Source organism: Streptomyces sp. NPDC049597 (genome assembly GCF_040675505.1).
In the GTDB taxonomy this organism is placed as follows: Bacteria; Actinomycetota; Actinomycetes; order Streptomycetales; family Streptomycetaceae; genus Streptomyces.
This window is the reverse complement of sequence record NZ_JBFAOY010000006.1, coordinates 83689-109038: the sequence shown is the minus strand read 5'-3', so window position 1 is coordinate 109038 and position 25350 is coordinate 83689. Positions and strand designations below refer to the sequence as shown.

The following is a 25350-nucleotide window of genomic DNA, read 5'->3' as shown; positions in this document are numbered from 1 at the left end:
TGCGCGGTGACGGCCGCCGGGGAGGCGCACGAGGCGTCCGCCCGCGCGACCCTCGACAAGGCCGCGGACGAGAACTTTCCGGTCGCACCCTTCTTCCTCCCGCGTGACTGGCGCGATGACCTCATGGCCGTCTACGGATTCGCCCGTCTCGTCGACGACATCGGTGACGGCGACCTCGCCCCCGGCGGCGCCGACGCCCGCAGCCTCGGTGTCGACCCCGCCGAGGCCGACGACCCGCTCGTCCTCCTGGACGCCTTCGAGGCCGACCTGCGCCGCGTCTTCGACGGCGAAACCCCGCGTCATCCGCTGTTGAGCGCCCTGCGGCCCACCGTCCGCCGCCACTCGCTCACCCCCGAGCCCTTCCTCGGCCTCGTCGCCGCCAACCGGCAGGATCAGCTCGTCCGCCGCTACGGGACCTGGGACGACCTGCTCGCCTACTGCGAGTTGTCGGCCACCACCGTCGGCCGGATGGTCCTCGCGGTCACCGGCACGTCGAGCCCCGAGCGCATCCGCCGTTCCGACGCCGTGTGCACCGCGCTGCAGATCGTCGAGCACCTCCAGGACGTCGCCGAGGACCTCGCCCGCGACCGCGTCTACCTGCCCGCCGAGGACCTCGCGCGCTTCGGCGTCACCGAGGAGGACCTCGCCGCCCCCACGGCGAACGCCTCGGTGCGGGCGCTGATCGCCTACGAGTGCGGGCGGGCCCGTGACCTCCTCGACGAGGGCACGGCGCTCGTCGGCAGCGTGCACGGCAGGCTGCGGCTGCTCCTCGCCGGATTCGTCGGCGGTGGGCGCGCCGCCCTCGCCGCGATCGCCACGGCCGGACATGATGTGCTGCCCGGACCGCCCAAAGCCGCGAAAGCACATGTGCTGCGCGAAACGGGAGCGGTCTTGCGAGAAGCGTGCAGGAAGGGATGAGCCGGACGATGGAGGGATCGCCCCAGACACCCGCGCCGGTGCAGGCCGCGTACCGCTACTGCGAGGTCGTGACCGGGCAGCAGGCCCGTAACTTCGCCTACGGCATCCGGCTGCTGCCGGCCGACAAGCGCAAGGCCATGTCGGCCCTGTACGCGTTCTCCCGGCGGATCGACGACATCGGTGACGGTGCGCTGACGCCCGAGGCCAAGTACGCCCGGCTGGAGGACACCCGGCAACTGCTCGACCGCGTCCGCAAGGGCGTCGTCGAGAACGACGACACCGACCCCGTCGCCGTCGCGCTCGCCGACGCGGCACAGCGCTTCCCCCTGCCGCTGGACGGGCTCGACGAGCTCATCGACGGCGTCCTCATGGACGTGCGGGGCAGGACGTACGAGACCTGGGACGACCTCAAGGTCTACTGCCGCTGTGTCGCGGGCGCGATCGGCCGGCTCTCGCTCGGCGTGTTCGGCACCCTGCCCGGCGCACGCGGCACCGAACGCGCCGCCGAGTACGCCGATACGCTCGGCCTCGCCCTTCAACTGACCAACATCCTCCGCGACGTTCGCGAGGACGCCGCCAACGGGCGCAGCTACCTGCCCGCCGACGACCTCGCGCGCTTCGGCTGCTCCGCGGGCTTCCACAGCACGACCCCGCCGCCGGGGGCCGACTTCGCGGGCCTGGTCCACTTCGAAGTGCGCCGCGCCCGTGCGCTGTTCGCCGAGGGCTACCGGCTGCTGCCCATGCTGGACCGCCGCAGCGGTGCCTGCGTCGCCGCCATGGCGGGCATCTACCGCCGCCTGCTCGACCGCATCGAGCGCGACCCCGGGGCGGTGCTGCGCGGCCGGGTCTCCCTGCCCGGCCACGAGAAGGCGTACGTGGCGCTCCGCGGCCTCTCGGGCGTCGACGCCCACCACATCGGCCGCCGCACACAGGGGGGCCGCGCGTGAGCACCCTCGCGGCCGCGGCCCCCCGAGGGCCGCTCGCCACTTTCGCCCGGCCCGGGCCGCACGCCGCCGCGGCCGCGGTCGTGAGGCAGCGGCCCACGTCACGGCCCCGCCGGGCCGTGCCAGGGCCTCACGCGCATCGTGCGCCCCTGGTGGCACCCGCGCCGGAGAGCATGTCCGTGACGCCTCGGAGGAGGGGGAGCCGATGACGGGCGACGACACCCCGGGTCGGCACGCCGTGGTCGTCGGCGGCGGTATCGCCGGAGTCACCGCCGCGCTGCAACTCGCCGAAGGCGGACTCGAGGTCACCCTCCTGGAGGGGCGGCCCCGCCTCGGCGGACTCGCCTTCTCCTTCCGCCGCGGCGACCTCACCGTCGACAACGGCCAGCACGTCTACCTGCGCTGCTGCACCGCCTACCGCTGGTTCCTCGAGCGCATCGACGCGGCCGCGCTCGCGCCCGTGCAGGACCGGCTGGACGTCCACGTGCTCGACGCGGCGGCACCCGGAGGACCGCGGCTCGGCCGGCTGCGGCGTACCGCCCTGCCCGTACCGCTGCACCTCGCGGGCGGGCTCGCCGCCTACCCGCACCTCTCGCTCGCCGAGCGCGTCGGCGTCGCCCGCGCCGCGATGGCGCTGGGCAGGCTCGACCCCGCCGACCCCGCGCTCGACGGCATCGACTTCGCCACCTGGCTCGGCCGGCACGGCCAGTCGCCGCGGGCCGTCGCCGCCCTGTGGGACCTCGTCGGCGTCGCGACGCTCAACGCCCGCGCGCCGCACGCCTCCATGGGCCTCGCCGCCATGGTCTTCAAGACCGGGCTGCTCTCCGAGCCCGGCGCCGCCGACATCGGCTGGGCGCGCGTACCCCTCGGCGAACTGCACGACACCCTGGCCCGCAAGGCGCTCGACGCGGCGGGTGTGCGCACCGAACTCTCCGCCCGCGTGCGGGGCATCACCCGTGCCGGAGGCGGGCGTTGGCGGGTGGCGGCCGGCGGCGAGACGCTGTACGCCGACGCCGTCGTCCTCGCCGTGGCGCAGCGCGAGGCCCACGCCCTGCTGCCGGAAGGGGCCCTGGACGACCCCGACCGGCTGCTGGACATCGGCACCGCCCCGATCCTCAACGTCCATGTCCTGTACGACCGCAAGGTGCTGCGCCGCCCGTTCTTCGCCGCACTCGGCACGCCCGTGCAGTGGGTCTTCGACCGCACCCACGCCTCCGGGTGCACCGAGGGCCAGTACCTGGCGCTGTCGCAGTCGGCGGCCAAGGACGAGATCGACGATCCCGTCGCCGTGCTGCGCGAGCGCTACCTGCCCGAAGTGGAACGGCTGTTGCCCGCCGCGCGCGGCGCACACGTCCGCGACTTCTTCGTCACCCGGGAGCGCACGGCGACGTTCGCGCCCGCCCCCGGCGTCGGCCGTCTGCGGCCGGGCGCGCGCACGCGTGCCCCCGGCCTGTACCTTGCTGGCGCGTGGACTGCCACCGGCTGGCCCGCGACCATGGAGGGTGCCGTGCGCAGCGGGTTCAGTGCCGCCGGTGCTGCGCTCTCCGCGCTCGGCCGTCGCCATGAACATCCGCTCAAGGAGGCGGCGTGAGCACCAGTACTGGAAAAAGAGGAGTAAGCGTGCCGACAGTGCCCTCGGCGAACCCGGCTGAAGACACCGCACAGACCGCCCAGGCCGTGGAAGACACGGACATCGCCGCGCTGCTGGAGCGCGGACGCACCCTGTCCACCCCGGTGCTGCGCGCCGCCGTGAGCCGGCTCGCCCCGCCCATGGACACCGTGGCGGCCTACCACTTCGGCTGGATCGACGCCGAGGGCCGCCCCTCGGCCGGCGACGGCGGCAAGGCGGTGCGCCCCGCGCTCGCGCTGCTGTCGGCCGAGGCGGCCGGGGCCGCGCCCGAGGTCGGCATTCCCGGCGCGGTCGCGGTCGAGCTCGTGCACAACTTCTCGCTCCTGCACGACGACCTGATGGACGGCGACGAGCAGCGCAGGCACCGCGACACGGTGTGGAAGGTGCACGGCCCCGCGCAGGCCATCCTCGTCGGCGACGCCCTCTTTGCGCTGGCCAACGAACTCCTGCTGGAGATGGGCACGGTGGAGGCGGGCCGCGCCACCCGCCGCCTGACCACCGCGACGCGCAAGCTCATCGACGGCCAGGCCCAGGACATCTCCTACGAGCACCGCGAGCGGGTCACCGTCGAGGAGTGCCTGGAGATGGAGGGCAACAAGACCGGCGCACTGCTGGCCTGTGCCGTCTCCATCGGCGCGGTCCTCGGCGGCGCCGACGACCGTACCGCCGACACCCTGGAGGCGTACGGCTACCACCTCGGACTGGCGTTCCAGGCCGTCGACGACCTGCTGGGCATCTGGGGCGACCCCGTCGCCACCGGCAAGCAGACGTGGAGCGACCTGCGCCAGCGCAAGAAGTCCCTGCCGGTCGTCGCCGCGCTCGCCGCCGGCGGCCCGGCCTCCGAGCGCCTCGGCGAGCTGCTCGCGGCCGACGCCAAGAGCAACGACTTCGACAGCTTCTCCGAGGAGGAGTTCGCCGCCAGGGCCGCCCTGATCGAGGAGGCGGGCGGCCGCGAGTGGACCTCCCAGGAGGCCCGTCGCCAGCACGCCGTCGCGATCGAGGCGCTCGACGGCATCGACATGCCGGAACGGATCCGCGCGCAGCTCGTGGCGCTCGCGGACTTCGTCGTCGTACGGAAGAGATGATCACCATCACACGCAGCACGAGGCGGAGCAGCAGCCGCGCCATATGAATCGCGTCGCCGGCCGGTGACACCGAGCGTCACCGGCCGACGGAGACCCCAGCACAGCAGAGGACCACTGCAACGAAGGGGAAGCCATGACAGCGACGACCGACGGAGGCAACGGGCCCCTGCGGGCCTCGGCTGCCGCTGCCGGCAACACGACCGCCCCCGCCGCCGGCACGGCCACGACGGCCACGGGGCCGAAGGCCCCGGCGGACGTCCGCGAGGCCGCCGGGAAGGCGGTGGAACGGGCGGTCGACCATCTGCTCCGACGCCAGGACGCCCAGGGCTGGTGGAAGGGCGACCTCGAGACCAACGTGACGATGGACGCGGAGGATCTGCTGCTGCGGCAGTTCCTCGGCATCCAGGACGAGCGGACCACCGAGGCGTCCGCCCGCTTCGTGCGCGGGCGGCAGCGTGAGGACGGCACCTGGGCGACGTTCTACGGCGGCCCCGGTGAACTGTCCACCACCATCGAGGCGTACGTCGCCCTGCGGCTCGCCGGGGACCGGCCCGACGACCCGCACATGCTGCGCGCGGCGGCGTGGATCCGCTCGCGCGGCGGCATCGCCGCGAGCCGTGTCTTCACCCGGATCTGGCTCGCCCTGTTCGGCTGGTGGAAGTGGGAGGAGCTGCCCGAGCTCCCGCCGGAACTCATCTTCCTGCCGCCGTGGTTCCCGCTGAACATCTACGACTTCGGCCAGTGGGCACGCCAGACGATCGTCCCGCTCACCGTCGTGTCCGCCAAGCGGCCCGTGCGTCCGGCGCCTTTCCCGCTGGACGAGCTGCACACCGACCCGGACAACCCCAGCCCGCCCAAGGCGCTTGCCCCGGCCCGGACTTGGGACGGGTTCTTCCAGCGTGCCGACAAGGCGCTGCATCTGTACCACAAGGTCGCCCCCCGCCGTCTGCGCCGTACCGCGATGAACAGCGCGGCCCGCTGGATCATCGAGCGCCAGGAGAACGACGGCTGCTGGGGCGGCATCCAGCCCCCCGCCGTGTACTCCGTGATCGCGCTGTACCTGCTCGGCTACGACCTGGAACACCCGGTGATGCGGGCGGGCCTCGAGTCGCTGGACCGGTTCGCCGTCTGGTACGAGCAGGACGGGCTGCCCGTCCGCATGATCGAGGCGTGCCAGTCGCCGGTCTGGGACACCTGCCTCGCCACCATCGCGCTGGCCGACGCTGGCCTGCCCGCCGACCATCCGGCGCTGGTCAGGGCCGCCGACTGGATGCTCAGCGAGCAGGTCGTACGGCCCGGGGACTGGTCCGTGCGCAGGCCCGGACTGACGCCCGGCGGCTGGGCGTTCGAGTTCCACAACGACAACTACCCCGACATCGACGACACCGCCGAGGTCATCCTCGCCCTGCGCAGGGTCAGGCACCCCGATCCGGAGCGTCTGGACGCGGCCGTCCAGCGCGGCGCCCGCTGGAGCCTCGGCATGCAGTCGAGGAACGGCGCCTGGGGCGCGTTCGACGCCGACAACACCAGCGCGTTCCCCAACCGGCTGCCGTTCTGCGACTTCGGCGAGGTGATCGACCCGCCGTCGGCGGACGTCACCGCGCACGTCGTGGAGATGCTGGCGTACGAGGGCAAGGCCGGCCACCCGCGGACCCGCCGGGCGATCGAGTGGCTGCTCGCCGAACAGGAGCCGAACGGCGCCTGGTTCGGCCGCTGGGGCGTCAACTACCTCTACGGGACCGGTTCCGTGGTTCCCGCGCTCACCGCGGCCGGACTGCCCGTGTCCCACCCGGCCGTGCGCCGGGCGGTCGGCTGGCTGGAGTCGGTCCAGAACGACGACGGCGGCTGGGGCGAGGACCTGCGCTCCTACCGCGAGGAGAAGTGGATCGGGCACGGCCCCTCCACCGCCTCCCAGACGGCCTGGGCGCTGCTGGCGCTGATCGCGGCGGGTGAGCAGGACGGCAGGGCCGCCCGGCGGGGCGTCGCCTGGCTCGCCGGCGCCCAGCGCGCCGACGGCTCCTGGGACGAGCCGCAGTTCACCGGGACCGGCTTCCCCTGGGACTTCTCGATCAACTACCACCTGTACCGGCAGGTCTTCCCCCTCACCGCGCTGGGCCGCTTCGTGCACGGCGAACCCTCCGCCGCCCGCGCGCACTCCCGCAAGGGGGGCTGATGGCCCGACCCCCGGAGCCGGCCGGCTCCGCCGCACGGCTGCTGATCGCCTGCGCGCTCGGCATCGAGAAGGCCGCCCTGCGCAGCGGCGTCCGCGGCCTGGACACGGACGGCCGGCCCGGGGACGTCACGGTGCTGCGCACCGGGATGGGGCCGGTCAACGCGGAACGGGCCGTGCTGGCCGCCTGCGCGAGCGGGCCGCTGCGCGAGGCCGCCGTCGTCGCCTCCGGTTTCTGCGCGGGGCTCGCCCCGGGCATGCACCCCGGTGACCTGGTCGTCGCGGACGAGACCCGCGTCGACGAGGTCACCACCGCGTGCACGGCTGCCGGCCTGCTGCGCCGGGCGGTCGCCAGGGCCGTGCCGGGACGCACCGTGCACGGCGGTCTGCTGACCGGCGTCGACCATGTGGTGCGGGGAGGCGAGCGCGCCCGCCTGGAGGCCACCGGGGCGATCGCCGTCGACATGGAGTCCGCGGTCACGCTGAGCAGCGCGCTGCGCGCCGGCCCCCGCCCGGTTGCGGCCGTCCGGGTGGTCGTGGATGCTCCGGAGCACGAACTGGTCCGTATCAGCACGGTGCGCGGTGGAATATCGGCTTTCCGTGTTCTTCGTGCCGTCCTTCCCGCTTTTTACGAATGGCACCGTTCTTTGCTGCTCCCCAGGAGGTGAGCCAGATGGCCATGCCACTCCGCCAGACCATCAGGGTCGGGACCTATCTCTTCGAACAGAAGCTCCGCAGGCGTGAGAAGTTTCCCCTCATCGTCGAACTCGAACCACTGTTCGCCTGCAATCTCGCGTGCGAAGGATGCGGCAAGATCCAGCATCCCGCCGGCGTGCTCAAGCAGCGGATGCCGGTGGCGCAGGCGGTCGGAGCGGTGCTGGAGTCCGGGGCCCCGATGGTCTCCATCGCCGGCGGCGAGCCGCTGATGCATCCCCAGATCGGGGAGATCACCCGCCAGTTGGTGGCCCGGAAGAAGTACGTCTTTCTCTGCACGAACGCGATGCTGCTGCGCAAGAAGATCGACGACTTCGCACCGTCGCCGTTCTTCGCCTTCGCCGTGCACATCGACGGGCTGCGCGAGCGGCACGACGAGTCGGTCGCCAAGGAGGGGGTGTTCGACGAGGCGGTGGAGGCGATCAAGGAGGCCAAGCGCCGCGGCTTCCGTGTCACCACCAACTCGACCTTCTTCAACACCGACACCCCCCAGACCGTCATCGAGGTGCTGAACTACCTCAACGACGACCTCGAGATCGACGAGATGATGATCTCGCCCGCGTACGCCTACGAGAAGGCGCCCGACCAGGAGCACTTCCTCGGCGTCGAGCAGACCCGCGAACTGTTCAGGAAGGCGTTCGCCGGGGGCAACCGGCGGCGCTGGCGGCTCAACCACTCCCCGCTCTTCCTCGACTTCCTCGAAGGCAAGGCCGACTTCCCCTGCACGGCCTGGGCCATCCCCAACTACTCGCTCTTCGGCTGGCAGCGCCCCTGCTACCTGATGAGCGACGGCTACGTCCCCACCTACCGCGAACTCATCGAGGACACCGACTGGAGCAAGTACGGACGGGGCAAGGACCCGCGCTGCGCCAACTGCATGGCGCACTGCGGGTACGAACCGACCGCCGTGCTCGCCACCATGGGTTCGCTCAAGGAATCCCTGCGCGCCGCCCGCGAGACGATCAGCGCCGGCCGGTGATCCCGCGGCGGCAGCCCAGGACCGGCCCGCCGAGGGCCCAGGCAAGGAGAACTGAGTGATGAGCGAGGCATCCAAGGGCTTCGACCTGGCGACACTGCTGGCCCGGCGGGGGGCCGAACGCTACGAGCTGCACGCCCGTCACCTCAACCACCAGCTGCCGCGCGTGCTGCACACCATCGGCTTCGACAAGGTCTACGAGCGGGCCGAGGGCGCGTACTTCTGGGACGCCGACGGACACGACTACCTGGACATGCTCGCCGGGTTCGGCGTCATGGGCCTCGGGCGCCACCACCCGGTCGTACGAAAGGCCCTGCACGACGTGCTCGACGCCTCGCTGCCGGACCTCACCCGCTTCGACTGCGCTCCGCTGCCGGGTCTGCTCGCGGAGAAGCTGCTCGCCCACACCCCGCACCTGGACCGCGTGTACTTCGGCAACAGCGGGACGGAGGCGGTGGAGGCGGCGCTGAAGTTCGCCCGGTACGCCACGGGGCGGCCGCGCATGCTCCACTGCACACACTCCTTCCACGGTCTGACCACGGGCTCCCTCTCGGTCAACGGCGAGCCCGGATTCCGGCAGGGCTTCGAGCCGCTGCTGCCCGACTCGGCGATCGAGCCGGGTGATCTGGACGGCCTGGAGCGCGAGTTGCGGTGCGGTGACGTCGCGGGTCTGATCGTCGAGCCCATCCAGGGCAAGGGCGTGCTGCCGAGCCCGCCGGGATTCCTGCGGGCCGCGCAGGAGCTGCTGCACCGGCACAAGGCGCTGCTGATCGCCGACGAGGTGCAGACGGGCATCGGGCGCACCGGCGACTTCTACGCCTTCCAGTACGAGGCGGGCGTCGAGCCCGACATGATCTGCCTCGCCAAGGCCCTGTCCGGCGGCTACGTCCCCGTCGGGGCCACACTCGCCAAGGACTGGATCTTCAAGAAGGTCTACTCGTCCATGGACCGGGTGCTGGTGCACTCCGCCAGCTTCGGATCCAACGCCCAGGCGATGGCCGCGGGCCTGGCCGTCCTGTCGGTGCTGGAGGACGAGCACGTCGTGGCGAACGCCCGGGTGACGGGCGAGCTGCTGCGGGCGCGGCTCGCCGCGCTCGTGGACCGCTACGAGCTGCTGCGTGAGGTGCGCGGCCGCGGCATGATGATCGGGATCGAGTTCGGGCGCCCGGAGTCGATGCGGCTGCGCAGCCGGTGGGCCATGCTGCAGGCCGCCCGGAAGGGACTGTTCGCGCAGATGGTCGTCGTGCCGCTGCTGCAGCGGCACCGGATCCTCACCCAGGTGTCCGGCGACCACATGGAAGTGATCAAGCTGATCCCGCCGCTGATCATCGGCGAGCGCGAGGTGGACCGGTTCGTGGCGGCGTTCACGGCGGTCATGGACGACGCCCACAACGGCGGCGGGCTGGTGTGGGACTTCGGCAAGACGCTGGTCAGACAGGCCATGGTCAACCGCTGAGCACACCGCCGTCGCGGGCCTTTTGCCTATGAGGCAAGAAACTTGCCTCTGGGGCAAGAGCCTGGCGCAATGGACGCATGACCACTTCCGCCGCACCGACGGGCGAGGGGCTGCACCAGGTCGCGCCGCGGCTGCGCGATCTGCGCCGCCGCCGCGGGCTGACCCTCGAGGCCGCCGCCCAGCGCGCCGGCCTGTCCCCGGCCCACCTGTCCCGGCTCGAGACCGGCAACCGGCAGCCCTCGCTGCCCATGCTGCTCGCCCTCGCCAGAATCTACGGTACGACGGTCGCCGAGGTTCTCGGCGAGCTCCCGCCCGAGCGCGAGCCGGTCATCCGGGCCGGCCGCCGCGAACCGGCGACCGCCGACGGCTGGACGTACCACCAGGTCGGTGCCCCCGGCCGGGCCATGCAGGCCCTGCGGGTGGTCGTCCCGTACGGCACCCAGGGCGATCTGATCCGGGTGCACCCGGGCGAGGAGTGGCTGTATGTCCTCGCCGGGCGGCTGCGGCTCGGACTCGGCGACGCCGTCCACGAACTGACGCCCGGGGACAGCGCGCACTTCGACTCGCTCACGCCGCACCGCATCGCGGCCGCCACGCCGGAGGGCGCGGAGCTGCTTTTCATGCACACCCTGCTGCAGAGTCCCGATCCGCACCCGCACGCCTGACCCGGAGGTTGTGATGACGCCCACATGGGACCCCTTGGACAAGCCCCTGGCCGACGCGCCCGAGAACAGGCGCGAGGACCGTTTCCCGCGCGGCCTGGTCATCCGGCTGTTCGCCTACCTCGTGGCGGGGCACCTCGTTGCCGCGTTCCTCTACCTGCTGTTCCTCGTGGGCGGCCAGAACCAGTAGGCGGCGCCCGCCCGGGGCTCAGCCCTCCTCGACGAGCCGTTCGCGCAGCAGCTCACGCGTCTGCGCGGAGAGCCCGAGCCCCTTCGCGAGGTACTGCTCGGTGCCGCCCCATGTCTCCTCGATCGTCTCGAACGCGGCGGACAGATAGGCGGCGCGGGCGTCGAACAGCGGGCTCAGCAGGTCCATGACCTCCTCCGACATGGCCTCGGGGGAGTCGTCGCCGCGCTTGACCTTGTAGCGGCGGTGCGGGTCGTTGGACTTCAGGTAGTCCGCCTCGATCGCCTCGCGCTCCACGCCGACGGCGAGCAGGGTCACCGCGATCGACAGGCCGGCGCGGTCCTTGCCGGCCGCGCAGTGCATCAGCGCCGGGACGCTGTCCTCGGCCAGCGCGTGCAGGACGCGGCTGTGCTCGGCGGTCCGCTCCTTGACGATCATCCGGTACGAGGCGATCATCCGGGCGGCGCCCTTGCCGTCGGCGAGGATGGACTTCAGCTGGTCGAGGTTGCCGTCCCGGACCATCTTCCAGAACTCCGCGCCGTCGGCCGGGTCGCTCAGCGGGAGATTGACGTTGCGCACGCCCGGCAGCTCGACGTCCGGGCCTTCCAGCCTCTGGTCCGCCGCATTGCGGAAGTCGAAGATCGTGTGCAGCCCGAGGGACGCGAGGAAGGCGGCGTCGCTCTCGGTGGCGTGCGCGAGGTGTCCGCTGCGGTAGAGCCGGCCGTGCCGCACGCGCCCGCCGTCCACGGTCGGCAGTCCGCCCACGTCCCGGAAGTTTCGCACCCCGGCCAGCCGGGGCTCGGTCGACGGGGCCTGCGGCAGCTGCTGCGTCACGTGGACTCCTTCAGGTGACGGCCGTCGGCGCCGTTCGCCGACGATGGCGCGATCCGACGATACGGCACAGGTTCATGAGGCAACCATGTCGGTCGGGGCGCGTTCGGTGCCCGCGGGCGCGGCTGTGGGACCGCCGCCCCGGCACCGTTACGAGGGGCGGTGTCCGCCTCGCACCCGCGGCACGGCGTGACGGGCTCCGCGTGGAATTGCCGGCGCCGTGACCGAAACCGAGGAGCCGGCACCGGTCCGGTCGGATTCCGTTTGGGTGCGGGGGAACTGCCGTCATTCGCGGGGCGTATCCCTGGGAGCCGACGCGGCTGAATTCAGGATGACCGGAAACGGACGATGAGAGGGTTCCGCCGCAGGCCGTGCGGCAGCAGGGGACGAAGTCGGGCGTTGTGGACCGATCTTGACACCCAAGTGCACGCTTAGATGATTATTCGCGCCTTCTGTCCGAATTGAGGCTTTGCGGATAACGTGCCCCGCCTGCGGGTGAGATGGGCCGTGGCTCGTGAGCAGGATCATATTCGTGACGGAACGTGCCCGCTTTCCCCGTGTCAATTCCGTCGTCTGCAAGGGAATTGACCGCCTCTCGTCCACGGAGGGTGACGACCGGAGCGGCCCGGAAAACACGACGGTGAAAGTCGGGGGGAATTCGCGGCTTGTTCCGCCCGGTGGACTCGCCTACGGTCACGCTCAATCCGGACGGACCGCCTAATCCTGCCGCCGACCGGACTTCGAACCCACCCACGCGTGGCAGGAGCGGGGGACCCAGGTAGTACGCCGTATCCGAAGAATTCGGACGGCTCGGGGTTAATTCGTGCAACAAGTGCGAACGGGCACCTCCAGCCCGAACCCGACAGCTCACCTCGCAGGCGCCGGAGAGGAATGCGCCATGCCCGGAAAGGGTAAGCACCGCCGTCCCAAGTCCCACCCCCTCACCCGCGGCTTCGCCGTCGCCGGTGCGGGCAGCGCCGCCATAGCCCTGCCGCTGCTCGGCGCGACCGGCGCCAACGCCGCGACCCCCGCCGCCGCTCCCCAGAAGGTCGCCCCGGCCTCGGTCCCGGCGGCCGCTCCGGCCGCCGAGAAGAAGGCCCCGAAGACGTACACCGTCGTCGCCGGGGACTGCCTCGCCGAGATCGCCGACGAGCAGAACGTCCGCGGCGGCTGGAAGAAGCTCTACAACGACAACCGCCGCGCCATCGGTGCGGACCCGGCGCTGATCCACCCGGGTCTCGAACTGACCATCAACGCGAAGTCGAAGGCGAAGAACGACCCCGAGCCGCGCTCCGAGTCCACGCCCCGGTCCTCGCGCGACGCCTCGCGGACCGCCGCTCCCGCCGCTCCCGCGGCCGCTCCCGCCGCTGCCGAGGCCCCCGCCGAGAAGGCCGCCCCGGCGTCCTCCGGCTGGACCCTTCCGGTCGGCGGCGGTGTCTCCACGCCGTACCGCGCGTCCGGCGCCATGTGGTCCAGCGGGTACCACACCGGTGTCGACTTCATCGCCGGAAGCGGCACGAGCGTGAAGTCCGTCGGCCCGGGCACCGTCGTCTCGGCCGGCTGGAACGGCTCGTACGGCAACGAGGTCGTCATCCAGCACGGCGACGGCACCTACTCGCAGTACGCCCACCTCTCCTCCCTGTCCGTCTCCAGCGGTCAGAGCGTCTCGGGCGGCGACCAGATCGGTCTGTCCGGCTCCACCGGCAACTCCACCGGTCCGCACCTGCACTTCGAGATCCGCACCAGCCCGTCGTACGGCTCCGACATCGACCCGCTGGCCTACCTGCGCCAGCACGGCGTCTCCATCTGACGTACTCCGGTGGCCCGTTGGGCCGCCGACCGCGCATCCCTCGTTCCGTCCGGCGGCGGAGCGGGGGATTCCGCGTATTCCGGCTTGGTGGAAACTTGACCGGTGGCACAGATCACCTCGCGTCAACCCCTCCTTACGGTCGCGTAGGTCACATCCGTAAAGGAAAGATGTGCTCCCGTGGCAGACGATTCGAGAACAGAGAACAAGGGCGCATTCGGGTCGTACGCGGCGATCGGTGACAGCTTCACCGAGGGCGTGGGAGACCCCGGTCCCGACGGGACGTACGTCGGCTGGGCGGACCGGTTCGCGGTGCTGCTCGCCGACCTGACGCCGGAACACACCTTCCGGTACGCCAACCTCGCCGTACGCGGCCGCCTCCTCGACCAGATCGTCGACGAGCAGGTCCCGAGGGCCAAGGAACTCGCCCCAGACCTGGTGACGTTCTGCGCGGGAGGCAACGACATCATCCGGCCGGGCAGCGACCCGGACGACGTGGCCGAGCGGTTCGAGCGGGCGGTCGCCGACCTCAAGAGCTCGGTCGGCACGGTCATGGTGACCACCGGCTTCGACACCCGGGACGTGCCGGTCCTGCGCCATCTGCGCGGAAAGATCGCCACGTACACCGCGCACGTGCGGGCCATCGCCGACCGCCACGACTGCCCCGTCCTCGACCTGTGGTCGCTCAAGTCCGTTCAGGACCGGCGTGCCTGGGACGCTGACCGGCTGCACCTGTCGCCCGAGGGCCACACCCGCGTCGCCCTGCGCGCCGCCCAGGTGCTCGGTCTCGACGTACCCGCCGACCCGGACCAGCCCTGGCCGCCGCTCCCGCCGCGCGGTGCCTTCGAGGTGCGGCGCGACGACATCCACTGGGCGCGGGAGTACCTGGTGCCGTGGATCGGCCGGCGGCTGCGGGGCGAGAGCTCCGGCGACCACGTGGCGGCCAAGCGCCCGGACCTGCTGCCGCTCTGAGCGGAGCCGGCACAGCGCCCGGGGCCCGCGCCCCGGGCGCTCCGTCATGGTGCCGCGAGCCGCCGGTCCGACGGCGAGACATCCACCGGACCCGCCACGCCCCCGCCGAGGGAGCACAGCGTCCCCGGCTCCCGGCCCGTCTCCCGCGGACGCGGGCCGGGCCGACGACCGGCCCGGCTAGCGGGACGCCGTGAGCGCCTCGCGGTCCACCCCCAGCTCGCGGGCCAGCGCCTCGTCCGTCCACTGCAGCATCGCCGCACGGGTCAGCGACCCCGCGTACGACGTCATCTGCACGGCGAGCCCGTCGAGGAACGCCGTCAGACGCCAGGCCGCGGCCGCCGGGTTCTCGCACGTGAACTCCCCGGCCTGCGCGCCCTCCGCGATCACCTCGGTGAGCGCCGCCTTCCACTGCTGGTCGAGGGCGCGGGCGACCTCGCGCAGGGCCGGATCGCGCAGGGAGGCGGCCCAGGCGTCGATCCACAGCCGCCAGCCCTTGGCCTGGCCGGTCGGGGCGTACCAGCGCACGGCCGCCCGCAGCCGGCGCAGCGCGGAGGTGCGTCGCCCGAGGAGCTTGCGCAGATGGGCCAGGTCGGCGTCGGCGGCATGCGTGAACGCCGCGGCGACCAGCTGTTCCTTGGACGAGAAGTGGTAGAGCACCAGGGCGCTGGAGACGCCGAGGGAGGAGGCGACATCGGCGATCCGCACGGCCGCCACACCCCGCTGCTCGATCTGCTCGACAGCCGCGTTCAGCAGTTCCTCACGCCGCTCCGACACGTTCAACCGAATCCTCGCCACGGCGTCACCCTACACAGCCGATCTTGGACGGGACCCCCTTCCCGCCGACGCGGAAAGGGGACTCGGCGCTCACCGCTCAGGCCGTCGTTCCGGCGGCGGACCGTGCGGCGGCCGGGATCTCGCAGTGGTCCTTGAACCCCTGGCTCGTCAGGCCGAGCGCCGCGTTGATGCGCGAACGCAGGTTCTCCACCGCCACCATCGCCGTCAGCTCCACGAACGCCTCCTCGCCCAGCACCGCGAGCAGGCGTCCGGTCAGCTCGTCGGTCACCTCCGGCGGATTCGCGGTCATCGCCTCGGCGTACTCCATGACGTCCCGCTCCAGCGGGGAGTAGACGTCGCTGTCCCGCCACACGGGCACGTCCTGCAGCTTGCGCGCGTCCATCCCGCGCGTCCGGTTCTCCCAGTGGCCGAAGTCCATGCACCAGCTGCAGCCGATCGACGCCGCGGACGCCATCGTGGCCAGCGCCTTGAGGTCCGTGTCGAGCGCCTTCCACCGGGCGACCGACATCTCCAGCCGCAGGTCGGTGAACAGCACCCGCCGGTTGTGCCCCAGTGCCCGTACCGGGTCGAGCGCCTTGCCGTACCTGCGCCGCGTGTACCACTCGGTGAAGCGCAGGAACAGGGTGCGGCGCGGGGCGAGGGAGATACGGGCCATGACGTGCCTCCTGAGGTCGTCGTACAAGGCTCCGTACCCGTCGTACGGGCCTGCGTGGTGTGCTCTCACCGGTACGACGGACGGGCGTCGCCGGGATGTGACATCGCGTGGGCAGGGTTCGGCGCGGGGCCCGTGGGGAGGGTCACGGAACACCGGCGCCGGAGTGCGCGTTGCCCGTCATGACGGATCGGACGCAGCACAGGACACCCCGGCGTGACGTGCGTGCCCGCACATAATGAAGAGAGCCCCCGATCATCAGGAGGTGTCGTGACCGGCGCTGGTTCCCACCACTCGCTGAGAGCCCGGCTGCGTTCACTCAGGCCGGCCGCCTTCGGAGCCGACCCGGCCGGGGAGCGGATGGCGAGAATCCGCCGCTCCCCGAACTTCGCCGACGGCGTCTTCCACAACCCGGTGGGTGCGCGCACCAGGCCCTCCGGCGGTTCCATGGTCGAATTCGCCAAGATCTACTTCGAGAAGGAGGCGCGGGCCCGGCGGACCCCGGTCGGTCATGTGCCCGTGCACCCCACCACCGTCGCGGATCTCGCCCGCCCGCCCGCCTCCGGCCTGCGGCTGACCTGGATGGGCCACTCCAGTGTCCTGGCGGAGATCGACGGCCGCCGGGTCCTGTTCGACCCCGTCTGGGGCGAGCGCTGTTCCCCCTTCTCCTTCGTCGGCCCCAAGCGGCTGCACCCCGTGCCCGCGCCGCTCGCCGCTCTGGGCGCCGTCGACGTCGTGGTGATCTCCCACGACCACTACGACCACCTCGACCTGCCCACCATCAGGGCCCTCGCCGGTACGGGCACGGTGTTCGCGGTCCCGCTCGGGGTGGGCGCCCACCTGGAGCGCTGGGGCGTGGCTCCGGACCGGCTGCGCGAGCTCGACTGGAACGAGTCGGCCGAGGTCCACGGCATCCGGCTGACCGCCACACCGGCCCGCCACTTCTGCGGGCGCGGACTGCGCAACCAGCAGCACACCCTCTGGGCCTCCTGGGCGGTGGCGGGCCCCGAGCACCGGATCTACCACAGCGGCGACACGGGATACTTCCCCGGCTTCACGGACATCGGGGCGCAGCACGGGCCGTTCGACGCAACCATGATCCAGATCGGCGCCTACTCCGAGTACTGGCCCGACATCCACATGACACCCGCCGAGGGCACGCGGGCCCACCTGGACCTCCAGGGCGGTACGCCCTCGGGTGTGATGCTGCCGATCCACTGGGGCACCTTCAACCTGGCGCCGCATCCGTGGGCCGAGCCCGCCGAGGGCACCGTCACGGCCGCGGCCGGTGCCGGAGCAGCCGTCGCGCTGCCCCGCCCCGGCGAGCCCTTCGAGCCGACCGCGGAGAACGTGCCGTCCGCGCTGTGGTGGCGGGCGGTCGCGACCACTCCGGCCGGGGGCTGGACGGCAGCGACGGACGCCGCGACGGCCACGGCGACGGCCGTCACGGCCCCGCAGGCGCCGCCCGCGGCCGACAAGGACCCGGGCGGCACCCCGGAGGCCGCGCCCTCCCGCTGACCACGGGAAACGCGCCGAGCCGGCCCACGCCGCAACACCCGTCGGCCGCGTGCTCTTCGGCGGCCGGATCGGAACGGCCGGTTCCAGCCATGAGCGTCACTGTCGACCCCGTTGCCGCACCGCGGCAGCGGGGTCGACGCCTGTTTCGGGCTGATGTACGAACCCTCATACCAGAGCGGGACGAACGGCGGGGAAGTTTCCCAACTGCCCGCCGTACGCGTCCACTCCGCGACTACCGTGTGTGGCCGGTGATCCACGGTGGGCTCTTCCTCGTGTGCCCTCGGCCCGCCGCTCACCGACCTCGCCCAACCGCAGTACGCCGATTCCTGGGGCCCACGTACCAAGGACGCCGATGTCTCACCTACGCGCACCCGCCGCGCGGTCCGACCGCCGAGAGGGCGGACGTCACGGCCGGCCAGGCACCCGCACCCTGTCCTCGCCGGGCCGGTCGGGGACCGCCCCGCCGCCGCGGACCCGCATACGACACCAACTCCTGCGCACCGCGGTCCTGCCCACCGTAGTCGCCGCCCTCAGCGGCGCGGCAGCGGTGCTGTTCACCCTGCGTGTCACCTCCCCCGAGCCGACCCTCGGCCTGTGGGCCGTACTCCTCGGCACGGCCGCACTGGCCGCCGCGGCCGTGGCAGCGGCCGCCGCGGGCGCCGACCGCACGGCCACGTCCCTGCTCGACCGCGCCTCCGCACTGCGCCGCACCACCACGCGCGGACAGGCCGAACTGCACACCGTCGTCGAGGGACTGCGCCGCGGGGAAGGCCCCCCGCCCCGCCGAGACCCCGTCCCACCGGCCCCCGGCTCCGACGAATTCGATCTCCTCGCACAGGAGTTGGCCCGCTCCCACGAGGCCGCCGTCGCGGCGGTCGTCCAGGCGTCCCGGCTCTCCAGCAGCGTCGGCAACGAGCAGAAGGTCGAGGTCTTCGTCAACCTCGCCCGACGGCTCCAGTCCCTCGTCCACCGCGAGATCCAGCTGCTCGACGAGCTGGAGAACGAGGTCGAGGACCCCGAGCTGCTCAAGGGCCTGTTCCACGTCGACCACCTCGCGACCCGCATGCGCCGGCACGCCGAGAACCTCGCCGTCCTCGGCGGTGCCATCTCCCGCCGCCAGTGGTCGAACCCGGTCACCATGACCGAGGTGCTCCGCTCCGCGATCGCCGAGGTCGAGCAGTACCCGCGGGTCAAGCTGGTACCGCCGATCGACGGCACACTGCGCGGACACGCCGTCGCCGACGTGATCCACCTCCTCGCCGAACTCGTCGAGAACGCCACCCTGTTCTCCGCGCCGCACACCCAGGTCCTGCTGCGCGCCCAGCACGTCACGGCCGGGCTCGCCGTCGAGGTGGAGGACCGCGGCCTCGGCATGCCCCTCGGTGAACAGGACAAGATGAACGCCCTGCTCGCCGATCCCGACCAGGTCAACGTCGCGCATCTGCTGCAGGACGGGCGGATCGGCCTGTTCGTGGTCTCCGCGCTGGCCCGCCGGCACGGCATCGTCGTACGGCTGCAGTCCAACATCTACGGCGGGGTGCAGGCCGTCCTCGTCCTGCCGCAGTCACTGCTCGGCGCCGAAACGGGCGGACGCGCGCAGCACGAGGGCGAGCCGGCCTCCGCCGGGCCCCGTATCGCCGCAACCTCACCGCCCCAGCTGCCGCAGCCACCGGCGACTCCCCGGCCGCAGCCCGCCGGGACGGGCGCCCAGCCGCAGCCCGATCCGCATCCGCGGACAGGGCTCCCGTCCGAGCCGCACCCCCATGCACGGACACAGCCGCAGCCGCTTCCCGCCCAGCGCGAGCCGGTCCGGGTCTCGGACCGGCTCGAACCCCTCCCCGTACGCGGCGAGCACGGCGAGCGGCCCCAACCGGCCGCCGCCCGGCCCGACCACGGCCACCACACCCCGCCTCACCGGGAACCGGCCCCGGACCCCCGTCAGACCGAGGTGGACCCGCTGCGCCCCCACGCGGTGCGCGACACCATGGGCCGCCCCCAACTCCCCAAACGCCGCAGTCAGGAGCACCTGGTCCCGCAACTGCGCGACGCCCCCGCGCCGCGCAGGGACGACGACCAGGCCCTCCACGACCCGGGACTGATGGCCGCCTTCCAGCGCGGCATCGGACTCGCCGCGTCGCAGCCGCCGACCGCCTCCGCACGATCCCACCCGCACCCCCGGGACACCACCACCAAGGAGTAGATGCACCATGGCGAGCGATGTGCCGTCCGGCCACGTCTCGGACCTCGACTGGCTGCTCAGCGGCCTCGTACAGCGAGTGCCGTACACCCGCAACGCTGTACTGCTCTCCTCCGACGGCCTCGTCAAGTCCGTGCACGGCCTGGACAACGACAGCGCGGACCACATGGCCGCCCTCGCCTCCGGCCTCTACTCACTGGGCCGCAGCGCCGGCGCCCGCTTCGGCGACGGCGGCGAGGTGCGCCAGGTGGTCGTGGAACTCGACTCCACCCTGCTGTTCGTCTCCACGGCCGGCTCCGGCACCTGTCTGGCCGTGCTCGCCGGACGCGAGGCCGACGCCGCCGTGCTCGGGTACGAGATGGCGATGCTGGTCAAGAGCGTACGACCGTACCTGGTCACGCCGGCCAGAGCGGCCGCGGGGGCGCCGAGCGCTGCGGGGCAGTGACATGCCCGTGCCCAAGGAGGGGCCGCTGCTGGACGACGCGGCCGGCCGGCTGATCCGTCCGTACACGGTCAGCGGCGGCCGCACCCGTCCGACGACGGCGCTGGACCTGCTCAGCCTGGTGATGGCCACCGGATCGGCGCCGCGGGAACACCTCGGCCCCGAACACACCATGGCGCTCGGACTGTGCCACGGGCCGACGTCGGTCGCCGAGATCTCCGCGCACCTGAGACTGCCGGCCGTTGTCACCAAGGTGCTCGTGTCCGACCTCGTGGACTGCGGCGCCGTCACCGCGCGGATGCCGCGCGGCCATGACACACCCACGGACCGATCCCTCCTGGAGGCGGTGCTCGATGGCCTACGACGACGGCTCTGAAGCCGCCGACCTGTTTCCGACCGCGCTCAAGGTCCTGGTCGCGGGCGGTTTCGGAGTGGGCAAGACGACGTTCGTCGGAGCGGTCAGCGAGATCGACCCGCTCAGCACGGAGGAGCTGCTCACCCAGGTCAGCGCCGCGAAGGACAGCCTGGACGGCATAGAGGCCAAAAGGACGACCACGGTCGCCATGGACTTCGGCCGGATCACCCTGGACGCCCGCCATGTGCTCTACCTCTTCGGCACACCCGGCCAGGAGCGCTTCTGGTTCATGTGGGACGAGCTCTCCGAGGGCGCGCTCGGAGCGGTCGTCCTCGCGGACACCCGCCGCCTGGAGGAGTCCTTCTGCGCGGTGGACTTCTTCGAGCGGCGCGGCATCGGGTTCGTCGTCGCCGTCAACGAGTTCGACGGCGCGTACCGCTACGAGCCCGATGAGGTGCGGGCGGCGATCGACCTCAGGCCGGAGGTGCCGGTCGTGCTGTGCGACGCGCGGGTCTCCGGCTCCGGCATCGCGACCCTGGTCACCCTCGTCCAGCATCTGCTCACCACCACTGCCCACTCCGCCCCGGCACCGAGCCATGGAGCACCGACATGACGTACGACCCCACCGGCCACCTGCTGCTCACCCCGGTCGACCGCGAGGCACCCGCCCGGGTGCGGCGTCTGCGCCAGCTCGGGTTCGGGGAACGGCCCGACCCCGCCTTCGACGACTTCGCCCACAAGCTCGCGGAGGTGACCGGCGCGCCGTACTCCATGGTCAACTTCATCGACGAGAACCGGCAGTTCTTCGCCGGGCTGCACACTCCGGGCGGCACGCACGGCGGCACCGACCTGAGCGCGGCCGCGACGGGTGGCGAGGTCAGCCGGTACATGGCACGCGACCACGGCTACTGCCCACATGTGGTCGTACGGCGCAAGGCGCTCGTCCTGGAGGACGTCTGCGACTACCCGCGTTTCGCGGGCAATCCGGTCGTCGACGAGATCGGCATCCGCTCCTATCTGGGCGCGCCGCTGATCGACCGCACGGGGATCGCCCTGGGCACCATCTGCGTGGTGGCCACCGAGCCGCGTCCATGGGGCAGGGCGGGGCTCAAGACGATCAAGTCGCTGGCGGCGGAGCTGATCGAGCAGATCCACCGACGGGAGGACGGGAGCATCTGAGGCGCGCTGCGCGGGTGCCCGGGGGCGTGCCGCCCCACGAGCCGTCCTGACGCGGTGTCGCCCGCGCACGCCTCAGCCGGTGGGCGCCATCCGTACGGCGTCCGACAGCCGCTGGGACCACTGGCCCTTCGCGGTGCCGAGCGCGACCTCGGCCAGCCGCAGCAGCTGGACGTCGGAGGTGCCGGCGGGAGCGAACATGTGCAGCGCGTCCCGCATGTAGCGCTCGATGGGCCGGTCCGTGAACAGTCCGGCGGCGGCGTGGATCTCCATGGCGTTGCGGGCGGAGTCGATCGCCGACTCCACGTTCACCAGCTTGGCGTTCATCAGCTCGGCGTCGCAGGGCGCGCCCGCGTCGAGCAGGTGGACCGCGTGGTAGGCGGCGAGCCGTGAGGTCATCAGCCGCGACTGCATCGTGCCCAGCTTCAGCCTGACGGACGGCAGTTCGTGCAGCGGTTTGCCGTAGCGGCGGCGCTGCTCGCAGAAGCGCGTGGTCTCCTCCAGGATCGCCTGGTGGATGCCCAGGGACACGGCGGTGAGGTTGGCGCGCCCGTACAGCACGCTGGAGGAGTACGCGACGGACAGTCCGTCGCCCTCCTCACCGAGGCGGTTCACGGCGGGGACACGGCAGTTGTCGAAGAACAGCTCGCCGAAGCTGAAGCCGTGCAGTCCCATCGCCGGCTTCTGCTCGCCGATGCGGAACCCCGGCCGGCCGGACTCGACGAGGAAGGCGGTCAGCCCGTGTGAGCCGGGGCCGGTGCGCACCACGACACCGTGCAGATCACCGACATGGCTGTTGCCCACATAGACTTTTCGGCCATTGAGAACGTAGTCGTCGCCGTCGCGCACGGCGGTCGCGCTCATGCCGAGCACGTGTCCGCCGGACTCCGGCTCGGTGACGGCGATGGTCGGCAGGCATTCGCCGGCGGCTATCGCCGGAAGCCAGGTCTTCTTCTGCGCGGCGTCGCCGAAATGGACAATCTTGGCGACGCCGAGCTGCGACGCCTGCACCATGGCGCCCATCGCCCCGCTGACCCGGGACAGCTCCTCGATGATGATGGTCTTGGCGAGGTGGCCGAGGGCCATTCCGCCGAAGTCGGCACTGATCGTGACACCGAGCCACCCCTGCCGGGCGATCAGCCGAGAGAGGTCCCTGTCGGCCGCGCGGGTCGCCTCCATGGCCGGAATGCGCGGGCGCACCTCCCGCTCGGCGAAGTCCCTCACCTGAGCACGCAGCCGGTGATGCAGCCGACTGGCGAAGTAACCGTCCATCGCGAGCTCCCCTCCGCATGACGCCTGTTCGCGCAGTTGTGCGAGCAGGTGGTGCGTCGGCGGTGGCCCCCGTCCCGAACAGGCCGACCACTTCAGCCTGTTGACCCTTCCCGGCCGGAACAAGACCGACGCCAACTTTGGCCGAAATTCAGAGCATTGACGTTTGATTGGGCATATGAGCCGGGTGGTACAGCCTGCTCCGTCGCCGCTGGGGACCATTCCCCCTGGATCTTTTCCTGCCACATGCCAACGGCAAGAAGTGCGCAGGCCTGCGGTGGAACCGCCGCTGGGGACACCTCGGATGGGCACAGGAGTGCCATCGAGGAACATCCGTGGGGTCGATGCGGCGCCCGCCAAGGCCGAAAACCGACCTCGTCCGGGCTGATCGCGACCCTGGAGGACCTCACATCGGCTCGATGGCGTTCTTCCGCAGGTGCCCGTAGACCACCGACGTGCGTACGTCCGCGAGCTCCGGTCGCTCGGTCAGCTTGTCCAGGACCACCGAATTCAGATGGTCGGTGTCGCGCACCGCCACATGGAGGAGGAAGTCGTCGGCGCCCGTGAGCACGAAGACCGCGATCACCTCGGGCATCCGCGCCACGAAGGCCTGGAACTGCTCGATGACCGCACGCGTCGGCGGCCGTACCCGCACGGCGATGATCGCCTGCAGTCCCCGGCCGAGCGAGGGGAGATCCACCTCGGCGTGGAATCCGAGCAGCACCCCGCGCTCGCGGAGGGAGCGCACCCGCTCCAGGCAGGTGGAGGGTGCGATGCCCAACTCCTGTGCCAGGTCCCGGTTGGTGCGCCGACCATCCTGCTGGAGAAGCCGCAGCAACGCCGAATCAAGTTCATCCATATTCCGTTGCACTCCCGGGGTTCCGAATGATATTCGGTAAGCATGTCATGTAGCCGCACTGATTGCTAGTCTGCGCGCGATTGTTCCGTTCATGATTCGCTTCTTCACTGTGCGGTCCGGGCGGAGTCGAGGAGTGCGGACGGGAAGGGCATCAGGGGTGGACGAGCCAAAGACCAGGGTCTTGGCGATCTGTTCCGTCGTGGCGGCAGCGCTGTTCTGGAGCAGCTCGTACGCGGTGACCAAGGAGGTGCTGGCGGACGTCGGGCCGCTGACCATCGGGGCCATCCGTTTCACGATCGCCGCCGTGCTGCTCGGGATCATGGTGCGCTTGCGCCGCAAGCCGGTCGCCCGGCCGGACGCCCGCCGACGGCGGATGATCCACCTGAGCGGCCTGCTCGGCATCACGGTCTACTTCGTCCTGGAGAACATCGGCGTCGAGTTGTCGACTGCCTCCGACGCCTCCCTGATCGTGGCCTCATATCCGCTGATGACCATGCTCCTGGAGCTGGTGGTGTTCCGGACCAGGATGCCGCTGCTCAGGGTCGGCGGCGTGCTGCTCGCCACGGGGGGAGCGTTCCTGGTCGTGCGCAACGGGGCGGAAGTCGGAGGCAGCGCACGCTGGTTCGGCGATGTCCTCCTGCTGCTGGGCGGGCTGGTGTGGGCCGGGTACAACGTGCTGGGCAAGTACGCGGGCCGTGGGCAGGACGCGGTGAACCTCACCTACCACCAGACCGTGGCGGGCGCCGCCGGCTTCCTGCTCGCCTCGCTCCTGGAGATCGGGGACTGGCGCCGGCCGGACGCCACGGCCTCGGCGCTGCTCGCCTATCTGGCCGTGGCCTGTTCCGTCGGCGGCTTCCTCCTCTACAACTACGGTCTGCGCCGGATGACCTCGAGCGTCGCGGTCAACATCCTCAACCTGGTACCGGTGTTCGGTGTGCTCGGTGCCGTGGTCATCAACGGAGAGACAGTCCGGCTCGCGCAGGTCTTCGGCGGCGTGGTCATCATCGCCGGTGTGGCACTCGGGCTGGTCGAGCGCCGAACGGCCGTAGGGAAAGCCGCAGTTCCCGATCCGGCCCCGGTCGGCGAGCGCGCCTGAAGGCGGCCGCACGTCGACTGCTCCGGCACCCGGGCCCGGAACCTCACGGGCGCGGCCGGTCCAGGAAACGTGCGGTCACCGGAGGCCGTGGCCCGTCACTCCGCGGGGCCGCCGGGCTGATCCGCCGCGACCGGGCCGCCGCGGTCCCAGCCCGGGCTGTGCACCGTCAGGCGCAGGTCGTCCGGCAAGACCTCGGCACCGCAGTGGCGGCAGCTGTGGACCATGTCCAGTTCCTCGCCGCAGGAGTGGGTGAAGACGGCGGGCGGCTCGTCCACGAGCCAGCGGTCGCCCCAGTCGCGCAGCGCCGTCAGCACGATCAGCAGGTCGCGGCCCGCTTCGGTGAGGTGGTACTCGAACCGGGGCGGGTGCTCGCTGTACCGGCGGCGGGTGACGACACCCACCGCCTCCAGGTGACGCAGGCGTGCGGTCAGGACATCGCGCGGGGCGCCGGTGTTGCGGGCGATCACACCGAAACGGTGGTTGCCGAAGCTGATCTCCCGGACCGCCAGCAGCGCCCACTTCTCTCCGACCGCCTGGAGCGACACGGCGATCGAGCAGGGCCTGCCGCGCGGGTCCATGGTGAGCGCGGCGGCCGGTCCGTCCCCGGGCGTCGGTGCCTTCATGGTCCCAGGTTGCCAC

At 71.8% G+C, this 25350-nt stretch carries 25 protein-coding genes and 1 riboswitch; of the genes, 19 read left to right on the top strand and 6 right to left on the bottom strand.

The genetic code is table 11. The features are described from left to right. Nucleotides 1-6 precede the first annotated feature (6 nt). The 10 genes from hpnC to AB0K02_RS09900 all read left to right on the top strand — a co-directional run bounded on the left by hpnC (nt 7) and on the right by AB0K02_RS09900 (nt 10745). Nucleotides 7-918 (top strand): squalene synthase HpnC, encoded by a 912-nt coding sequence (gene hpnC / locus AB0K02_RS09945; RefSeq protein WP_365991864.1) that lies wholly within the window; start codon nt 7-9, stop codon nt 916-918. Beyond that, nucleotides 915-1865 carry a presqualene diphosphate synthase HpnD gene (hpnD, locus tag AB0K02_RS09940; RefSeq protein WP_365991863.1) on the top strand — a complete coding sequence of 317 codons (951 nt, stop codon included), beginning with the start codon at nt 915-917 and terminating at the stop codon, nt 1863-1865. Before hpnC ends, hpnD begins: the two co-directional genes overlap by 4 nt. 202 nt (nt 1866-2067) lie before the next feature. Continuing rightward, complete coding sequence (hpnE, locus tag AB0K02_RS09935) at nt 2068-3453, top strand: hydroxysqualene dehydroxylase HpnE (protein ID WP_365991861.1); 1386 nt, start codon at nt 2068-2070, stop codon at nt 3451-3453. Between the two features lie 38 nt (nt 3454-3491). Continuing rightward, the gene (locus tag AB0K02_RS09930; protein ID WP_365991980.1) at nt 3492-4577 is read left to right on the top strand and encodes a polyprenyl synthetase family protein; all 1086 of its coding nucleotides are present in this window, start codon (nt 3492-3494) and stop codon (nt 4575-4577) included. 133 nt (nt 4578-4710) lie between these two features. Next, on the top strand, nt 4711-6750 hold the full coding sequence (gene shc / locus AB0K02_RS09925; protein ID WP_365991860.1) for a squalene--hopene cyclase: 2040 nt from the start codon (nt 4711-4713) through the stop codon (nt 6748-6750). After that, nucleotides 6750-7415, top strand: a complete 666-nt coding sequence (locus AB0K02_RS09920) for a 1-hydroxy-2-methyl-2-butenyl 4-diphosphate reductase (RefSeq protein ID WP_365991859.1) — start codon at nt 6750-6752, stop codon at nt 7413-7415. Before shc ends, AB0K02_RS09920 begins: the two co-directional genes overlap by 1 nt. A 5-nt stretch (nt 7416-7420) precedes the next feature. After that, nucleotides 7421-8440 carry an adenosyl-hopene transferase HpnH gene (gene hpnH / locus AB0K02_RS09915; RefSeq protein WP_365991858.1) on the top strand — a complete coding sequence of 340 codons (1020 nt, stop codon included), beginning with the start codon at nt 7421-7423 and terminating at the stop codon, nt 8438-8440. Nucleotides 8441-8498: 58 nt separating this feature from the next. Further along, entirely contained in the window at nt 8499-9893 is a 1395-nt protein-coding gene (locus tag AB0K02_RS09910; RefSeq protein ID WP_365991857.1) for an aspartate aminotransferase family protein, read from the top strand. 77 nt (nt 9894-9970) lie between these two features. After that, the gene (locus tag AB0K02_RS09905; protein ID WP_365991856.1) at nt 9971-10558 is read left to right on the top strand and encodes a helix-turn-helix domain-containing protein; all 588 of its coding nucleotides are present in this window, start codon (nt 9971-9973) and stop codon (nt 10556-10558) included. Nucleotides 10559-10571: 13 nt separating this feature from the next. Continuing rightward, nucleotides 10572-10745: a DUF6126 family protein gene (locus AB0K02_RS09900; RefSeq protein WP_365991855.1), complete on the top strand. Its 174-nt coding sequence runs from the start codon at nt 10572-10574 to the stop codon at nt 10743-10745. Between the two features lie 18 nt (nt 10746-10763). Here the strand turns inward: AB0K02_RS09900 and AB0K02_RS09895 are convergent, their stop codons facing one another. After that, nucleotides 10764-11576, bottom strand: a complete 813-nt coding sequence (locus AB0K02_RS09895) for a tyrosine-protein phosphatase (protein WP_365991854.1) — start codon at nt 11574-11576, stop codon at nt 10764-10766. A 734-nt stretch (nt 11577-12310) separates the two neighbouring features. Next, nucleotides 12311-12467: riboswitch (cyclic di-AMP (ydaO/yuaA leader) on the top strand. 4 nt (nt 12468-12471) lie between these two features. Here AB0K02_RS09895 and AB0K02_RS09890 point away from each other — a divergent pair. Both AB0K02_RS09890 and AB0K02_RS09885 read left to right on the top strand, forming a co-directional pair. Then, nucleotides 12472-13383: a LysM peptidoglycan-binding domain-containing M23 family metallopeptidase gene (locus tag AB0K02_RS09890; protein WP_365991853.1), complete on the top strand. Its 912-nt coding sequence runs from the start codon at nt 12472-12474 to the stop codon at nt 13381-13383. Between the two features lie 177 nt (nt 13384-13560). After that, nucleotides 13561-14352, top strand: coding sequence for an SGNH/GDSL hydrolase family protein (locus AB0K02_RS09885; RefSeq protein ID WP_365991852.1), 792 nt, complete (start codon nt 13561-13563; stop codon nt 14350-14352). Between the two features lie 177 nt (nt 14353-14529). Here the strand turns inward: AB0K02_RS09885 and AB0K02_RS09880 are convergent, their stop codons facing one another. Then, the gene (locus AB0K02_RS09880) at nt 14530-15147 is read right to left on the bottom strand and encodes a TetR/AcrR family transcriptional regulator (protein ID WP_365991851.1); all 618 of its coding nucleotides are present in this window, start codon (nt 15145-15147) and stop codon (nt 14530-14532) included. 76 nt (nt 15148-15223) lie between these two features. Beyond that, on the bottom strand, nt 15224-15802 hold the full coding sequence (locus AB0K02_RS09875; RefSeq protein ID WP_365991850.1) for a carboxymuconolactone decarboxylase family protein: 579 nt from the start codon (nt 15800-15802) through the stop codon (nt 15224-15226). A gap of 267 nt (nt 15803-16069) precedes the next feature. Between AB0K02_RS09875 and AB0K02_RS09870 the strand changes: the two genes are divergently transcribed. The 6 genes from AB0K02_RS09870 to AB0K02_RS09845 all read left to right on the top strand — a co-directional run bounded on the left by AB0K02_RS09870 (nt 16070) and on the right by AB0K02_RS09845 (nt 21490). After that, the gene (locus AB0K02_RS09870; RefSeq protein ID WP_365991849.1) at nt 16070-17317 is read left to right on the top strand and encodes an MBL fold metallo-hydrolase; all 1248 of its coding nucleotides are present in this window, start codon (nt 16070-16072) and stop codon (nt 17315-17317) included. A 352-nt stretch (nt 17318-17669) separates the two neighbouring features. Then, nucleotides 17670-19517 carry an ATP-binding protein gene (locus AB0K02_RS09865; RefSeq protein ID WP_365991848.1) on the top strand — a complete coding sequence of 616 codons (1848 nt, stop codon included), beginning with the start codon at nt 17670-17672 and terminating at the stop codon, nt 19515-19517. A gap of 7 nt (nt 19518-19524) precedes the next feature. Continuing rightward, nucleotides 19525-19959, top strand: a complete 435-nt coding sequence (locus tag AB0K02_RS09860) for a roadblock/LC7 domain-containing protein (protein ID WP_365991847.1) — start codon at nt 19525-19527, stop codon at nt 19957-19959. A gap of 1 nt (nt 19960) precedes the next feature. After that, nucleotides 19961-20332: a DUF742 domain-containing protein gene (locus tag AB0K02_RS09855; protein WP_365991846.1), complete on the top strand. Its 372-nt coding sequence runs from the start codon at nt 19961-19963 to the stop codon at nt 20330-20332. Then, a complete protein-coding gene (locus AB0K02_RS09850; RefSeq protein ID WP_365991845.1) occupies nt 20310-20924 on the top strand; it encodes an ATP/GTP-binding protein in 615 nt (204 codons plus the stop codon). Before AB0K02_RS09855 ends, AB0K02_RS09850 begins: the two co-directional genes overlap by 23 nt. Next, on the top strand, nt 20921-21490 hold the full coding sequence (locus tag AB0K02_RS09845; RefSeq protein ID WP_365991844.1) for a GAF domain-containing protein: 570 nt from the start codon (nt 20921-20923) through the stop codon (nt 21488-21490). Before AB0K02_RS09850 ends, AB0K02_RS09845 begins: the two co-directional genes overlap by 4 nt. A gap of 72 nt (nt 21491-21562) precedes the next feature. Here the strand turns inward: AB0K02_RS09845 and AB0K02_RS09840 are convergent, their stop codons facing one another. Then, entirely contained in the window at nt 21563-22759 is a 1197-nt protein-coding gene (locus AB0K02_RS09840; RefSeq protein ID WP_365991843.1) for an acyl-CoA dehydrogenase family protein, read from the bottom strand. A 403-nt stretch (nt 22760-23162) separates the two neighbouring features. Beyond that, a complete protein-coding gene (locus tag AB0K02_RS09835; protein WP_365991842.1) occupies nt 23163-23615 on the bottom strand; it encodes an Lrp/AsnC family transcriptional regulator in 453 nt (150 codons plus the stop codon). Between the two features lie 181 nt (nt 23616-23796). On the opposite strand from AB0K02_RS09835, the gene AB0K02_RS09830 reads away from it, so the two are divergent. Beyond that, entirely contained in the window at nt 23797-24711 is a 915-nt protein-coding gene (locus tag AB0K02_RS09830; protein ID WP_365991841.1) for a DMT family transporter, read from the top strand. Nucleotides 24712-24806: 95 nt separating this feature from the next. On the opposite strand, the gene AB0K02_RS09825 is transcribed toward AB0K02_RS09830, so the two are convergent. After that, nucleotides 24807-25334 carry a helix-turn-helix domain-containing protein gene (locus AB0K02_RS09825; RefSeq protein ID WP_365991840.1) on the bottom strand — a complete coding sequence of 176 codons (528 nt, stop codon included), beginning with the start codon at nt 25332-25334 and terminating at the stop codon, nt 24807-24809. Nucleotides 25335-25350: the final 16 nt, after the last annotated feature.

What these genes read in the sequence shown, in the direction of transcription:
- hpnD (WP_365991863.1), top strand. Translation starts at nt 915, where the DNA reads ATGAGCCGGACGATGGAGGGATCGCCCCAGACACCCGCGCCGGTGCAG.
- hpnE (WP_365991861.1), top strand. Translation starts at nt 2,068, where the DNA reads ATGACGGGCGACGACACCCCGGGTCGGCACGCCGTGGTCGTCGGCGGC.
- shc (WP_365991860.1), top strand. Translation starts at nt 4,711, where the DNA reads ATGACAGCGACGACCGACGGAGGCAACGGGCCCCTGCGGGCCTCGGCT.
- AB0K02_RS09920 (WP_365991859.1), top strand. Translation starts at nt 6,750, where the DNA reads ATGGCCCGACCCCCGGAGCCGGCCGGCTCCGCCGCACGGCTGCTGATC.
- hpnH (WP_365991858.1), top strand. Translation starts at nt 7,421, where the DNA reads ATGGCCATGCCACTCCGCCAGACCATCAGGGTCGGGACCTATCTCTTC.
- AB0K02_RS09910 (WP_365991857.1), top strand. Translation starts at nt 8,499, where the DNA reads ATGAGCGAGGCATCCAAGGGCTTCGACCTGGCGACACTGCTGGCCCGG.
- AB0K02_RS09905 (WP_365991856.1), top strand. Translation starts at nt 9,971, where the DNA reads ATGACCACTTCCGCCGCACCGACGGGCGAGGGGCTGCACCAGGTCGCG.
- AB0K02_RS09900 (WP_365991855.1), top strand. Translation starts at nt 10,572, where the DNA reads ATGACGCCCACATGGGACCCCTTGGACAAGCCCCTGGCCGACGCGCCC.
- AB0K02_RS09890 (WP_365991853.1), top strand. Translation starts at nt 12,472, where the DNA reads ATGCCCGGAAAGGGTAAGCACCGCCGTCCCAAGTCCCACCCCCTCACC.
- AB0K02_RS09875 (WP_365991850.1), bottom strand. Translation starts at nt 15,802, where the DNA reads ATGGCCCGTATCTCCCTCGCCCCGCGCCGCACCCTGTTCCTGCGCTTC.
- AB0K02_RS09865 (WP_365991848.1), top strand. Translation starts at nt 17,670, where the DNA reads ATGTCTCACCTACGCGCACCCGCCGCGCGGTCCGACCGCCGAGAGGGC.
- AB0K02_RS09860 (WP_365991847.1), top strand. Translation starts at nt 19,525, where the DNA reads ATGGCGAGCGATGTGCCGTCCGGCCACGTCTCGGACCTCGACTGGCTG.
- AB0K02_RS09855 (WP_365991846.1), top strand. Translation starts at nt 19,961, where the DNA reads ATGCCCGTGCCCAAGGAGGGGCCGCTGCTGGACGACGCGGCCGGCCGG.
- AB0K02_RS09850 (WP_365991845.1), top strand. Translation starts at nt 20,310, where the DNA reads ATGGCCTACGACGACGGCTCTGAAGCCGCCGACCTGTTTCCGACCGCG.
- AB0K02_RS09845 (WP_365991844.1), top strand. Translation starts at nt 20,921, where the DNA reads ATGACGTACGACCCCACCGGCCACCTGCTGCTCACCCCGGTCGACCGC.
- AB0K02_RS09840 (WP_365991843.1), bottom strand. Translation starts at nt 22,759, where the DNA reads ATGGACGGTTACTTCGCCAGTCGGCTGCATCACCGGCTGCGTGCTCAG.
- AB0K02_RS09835 (WP_365991842.1), bottom strand. Translation starts at nt 23,615, where the DNA reads ATGGATGAACTTGATTCGGCGTTGCTGCGGCTTCTCCAGCAGGATGGT.
- AB0K02_RS09825 (WP_365991840.1), bottom strand. Translation starts at nt 25,334, where the DNA reads ATGAAGGCACCGACGCCCGGGGACGGACCGGCCGCCGCGCTCACCATG.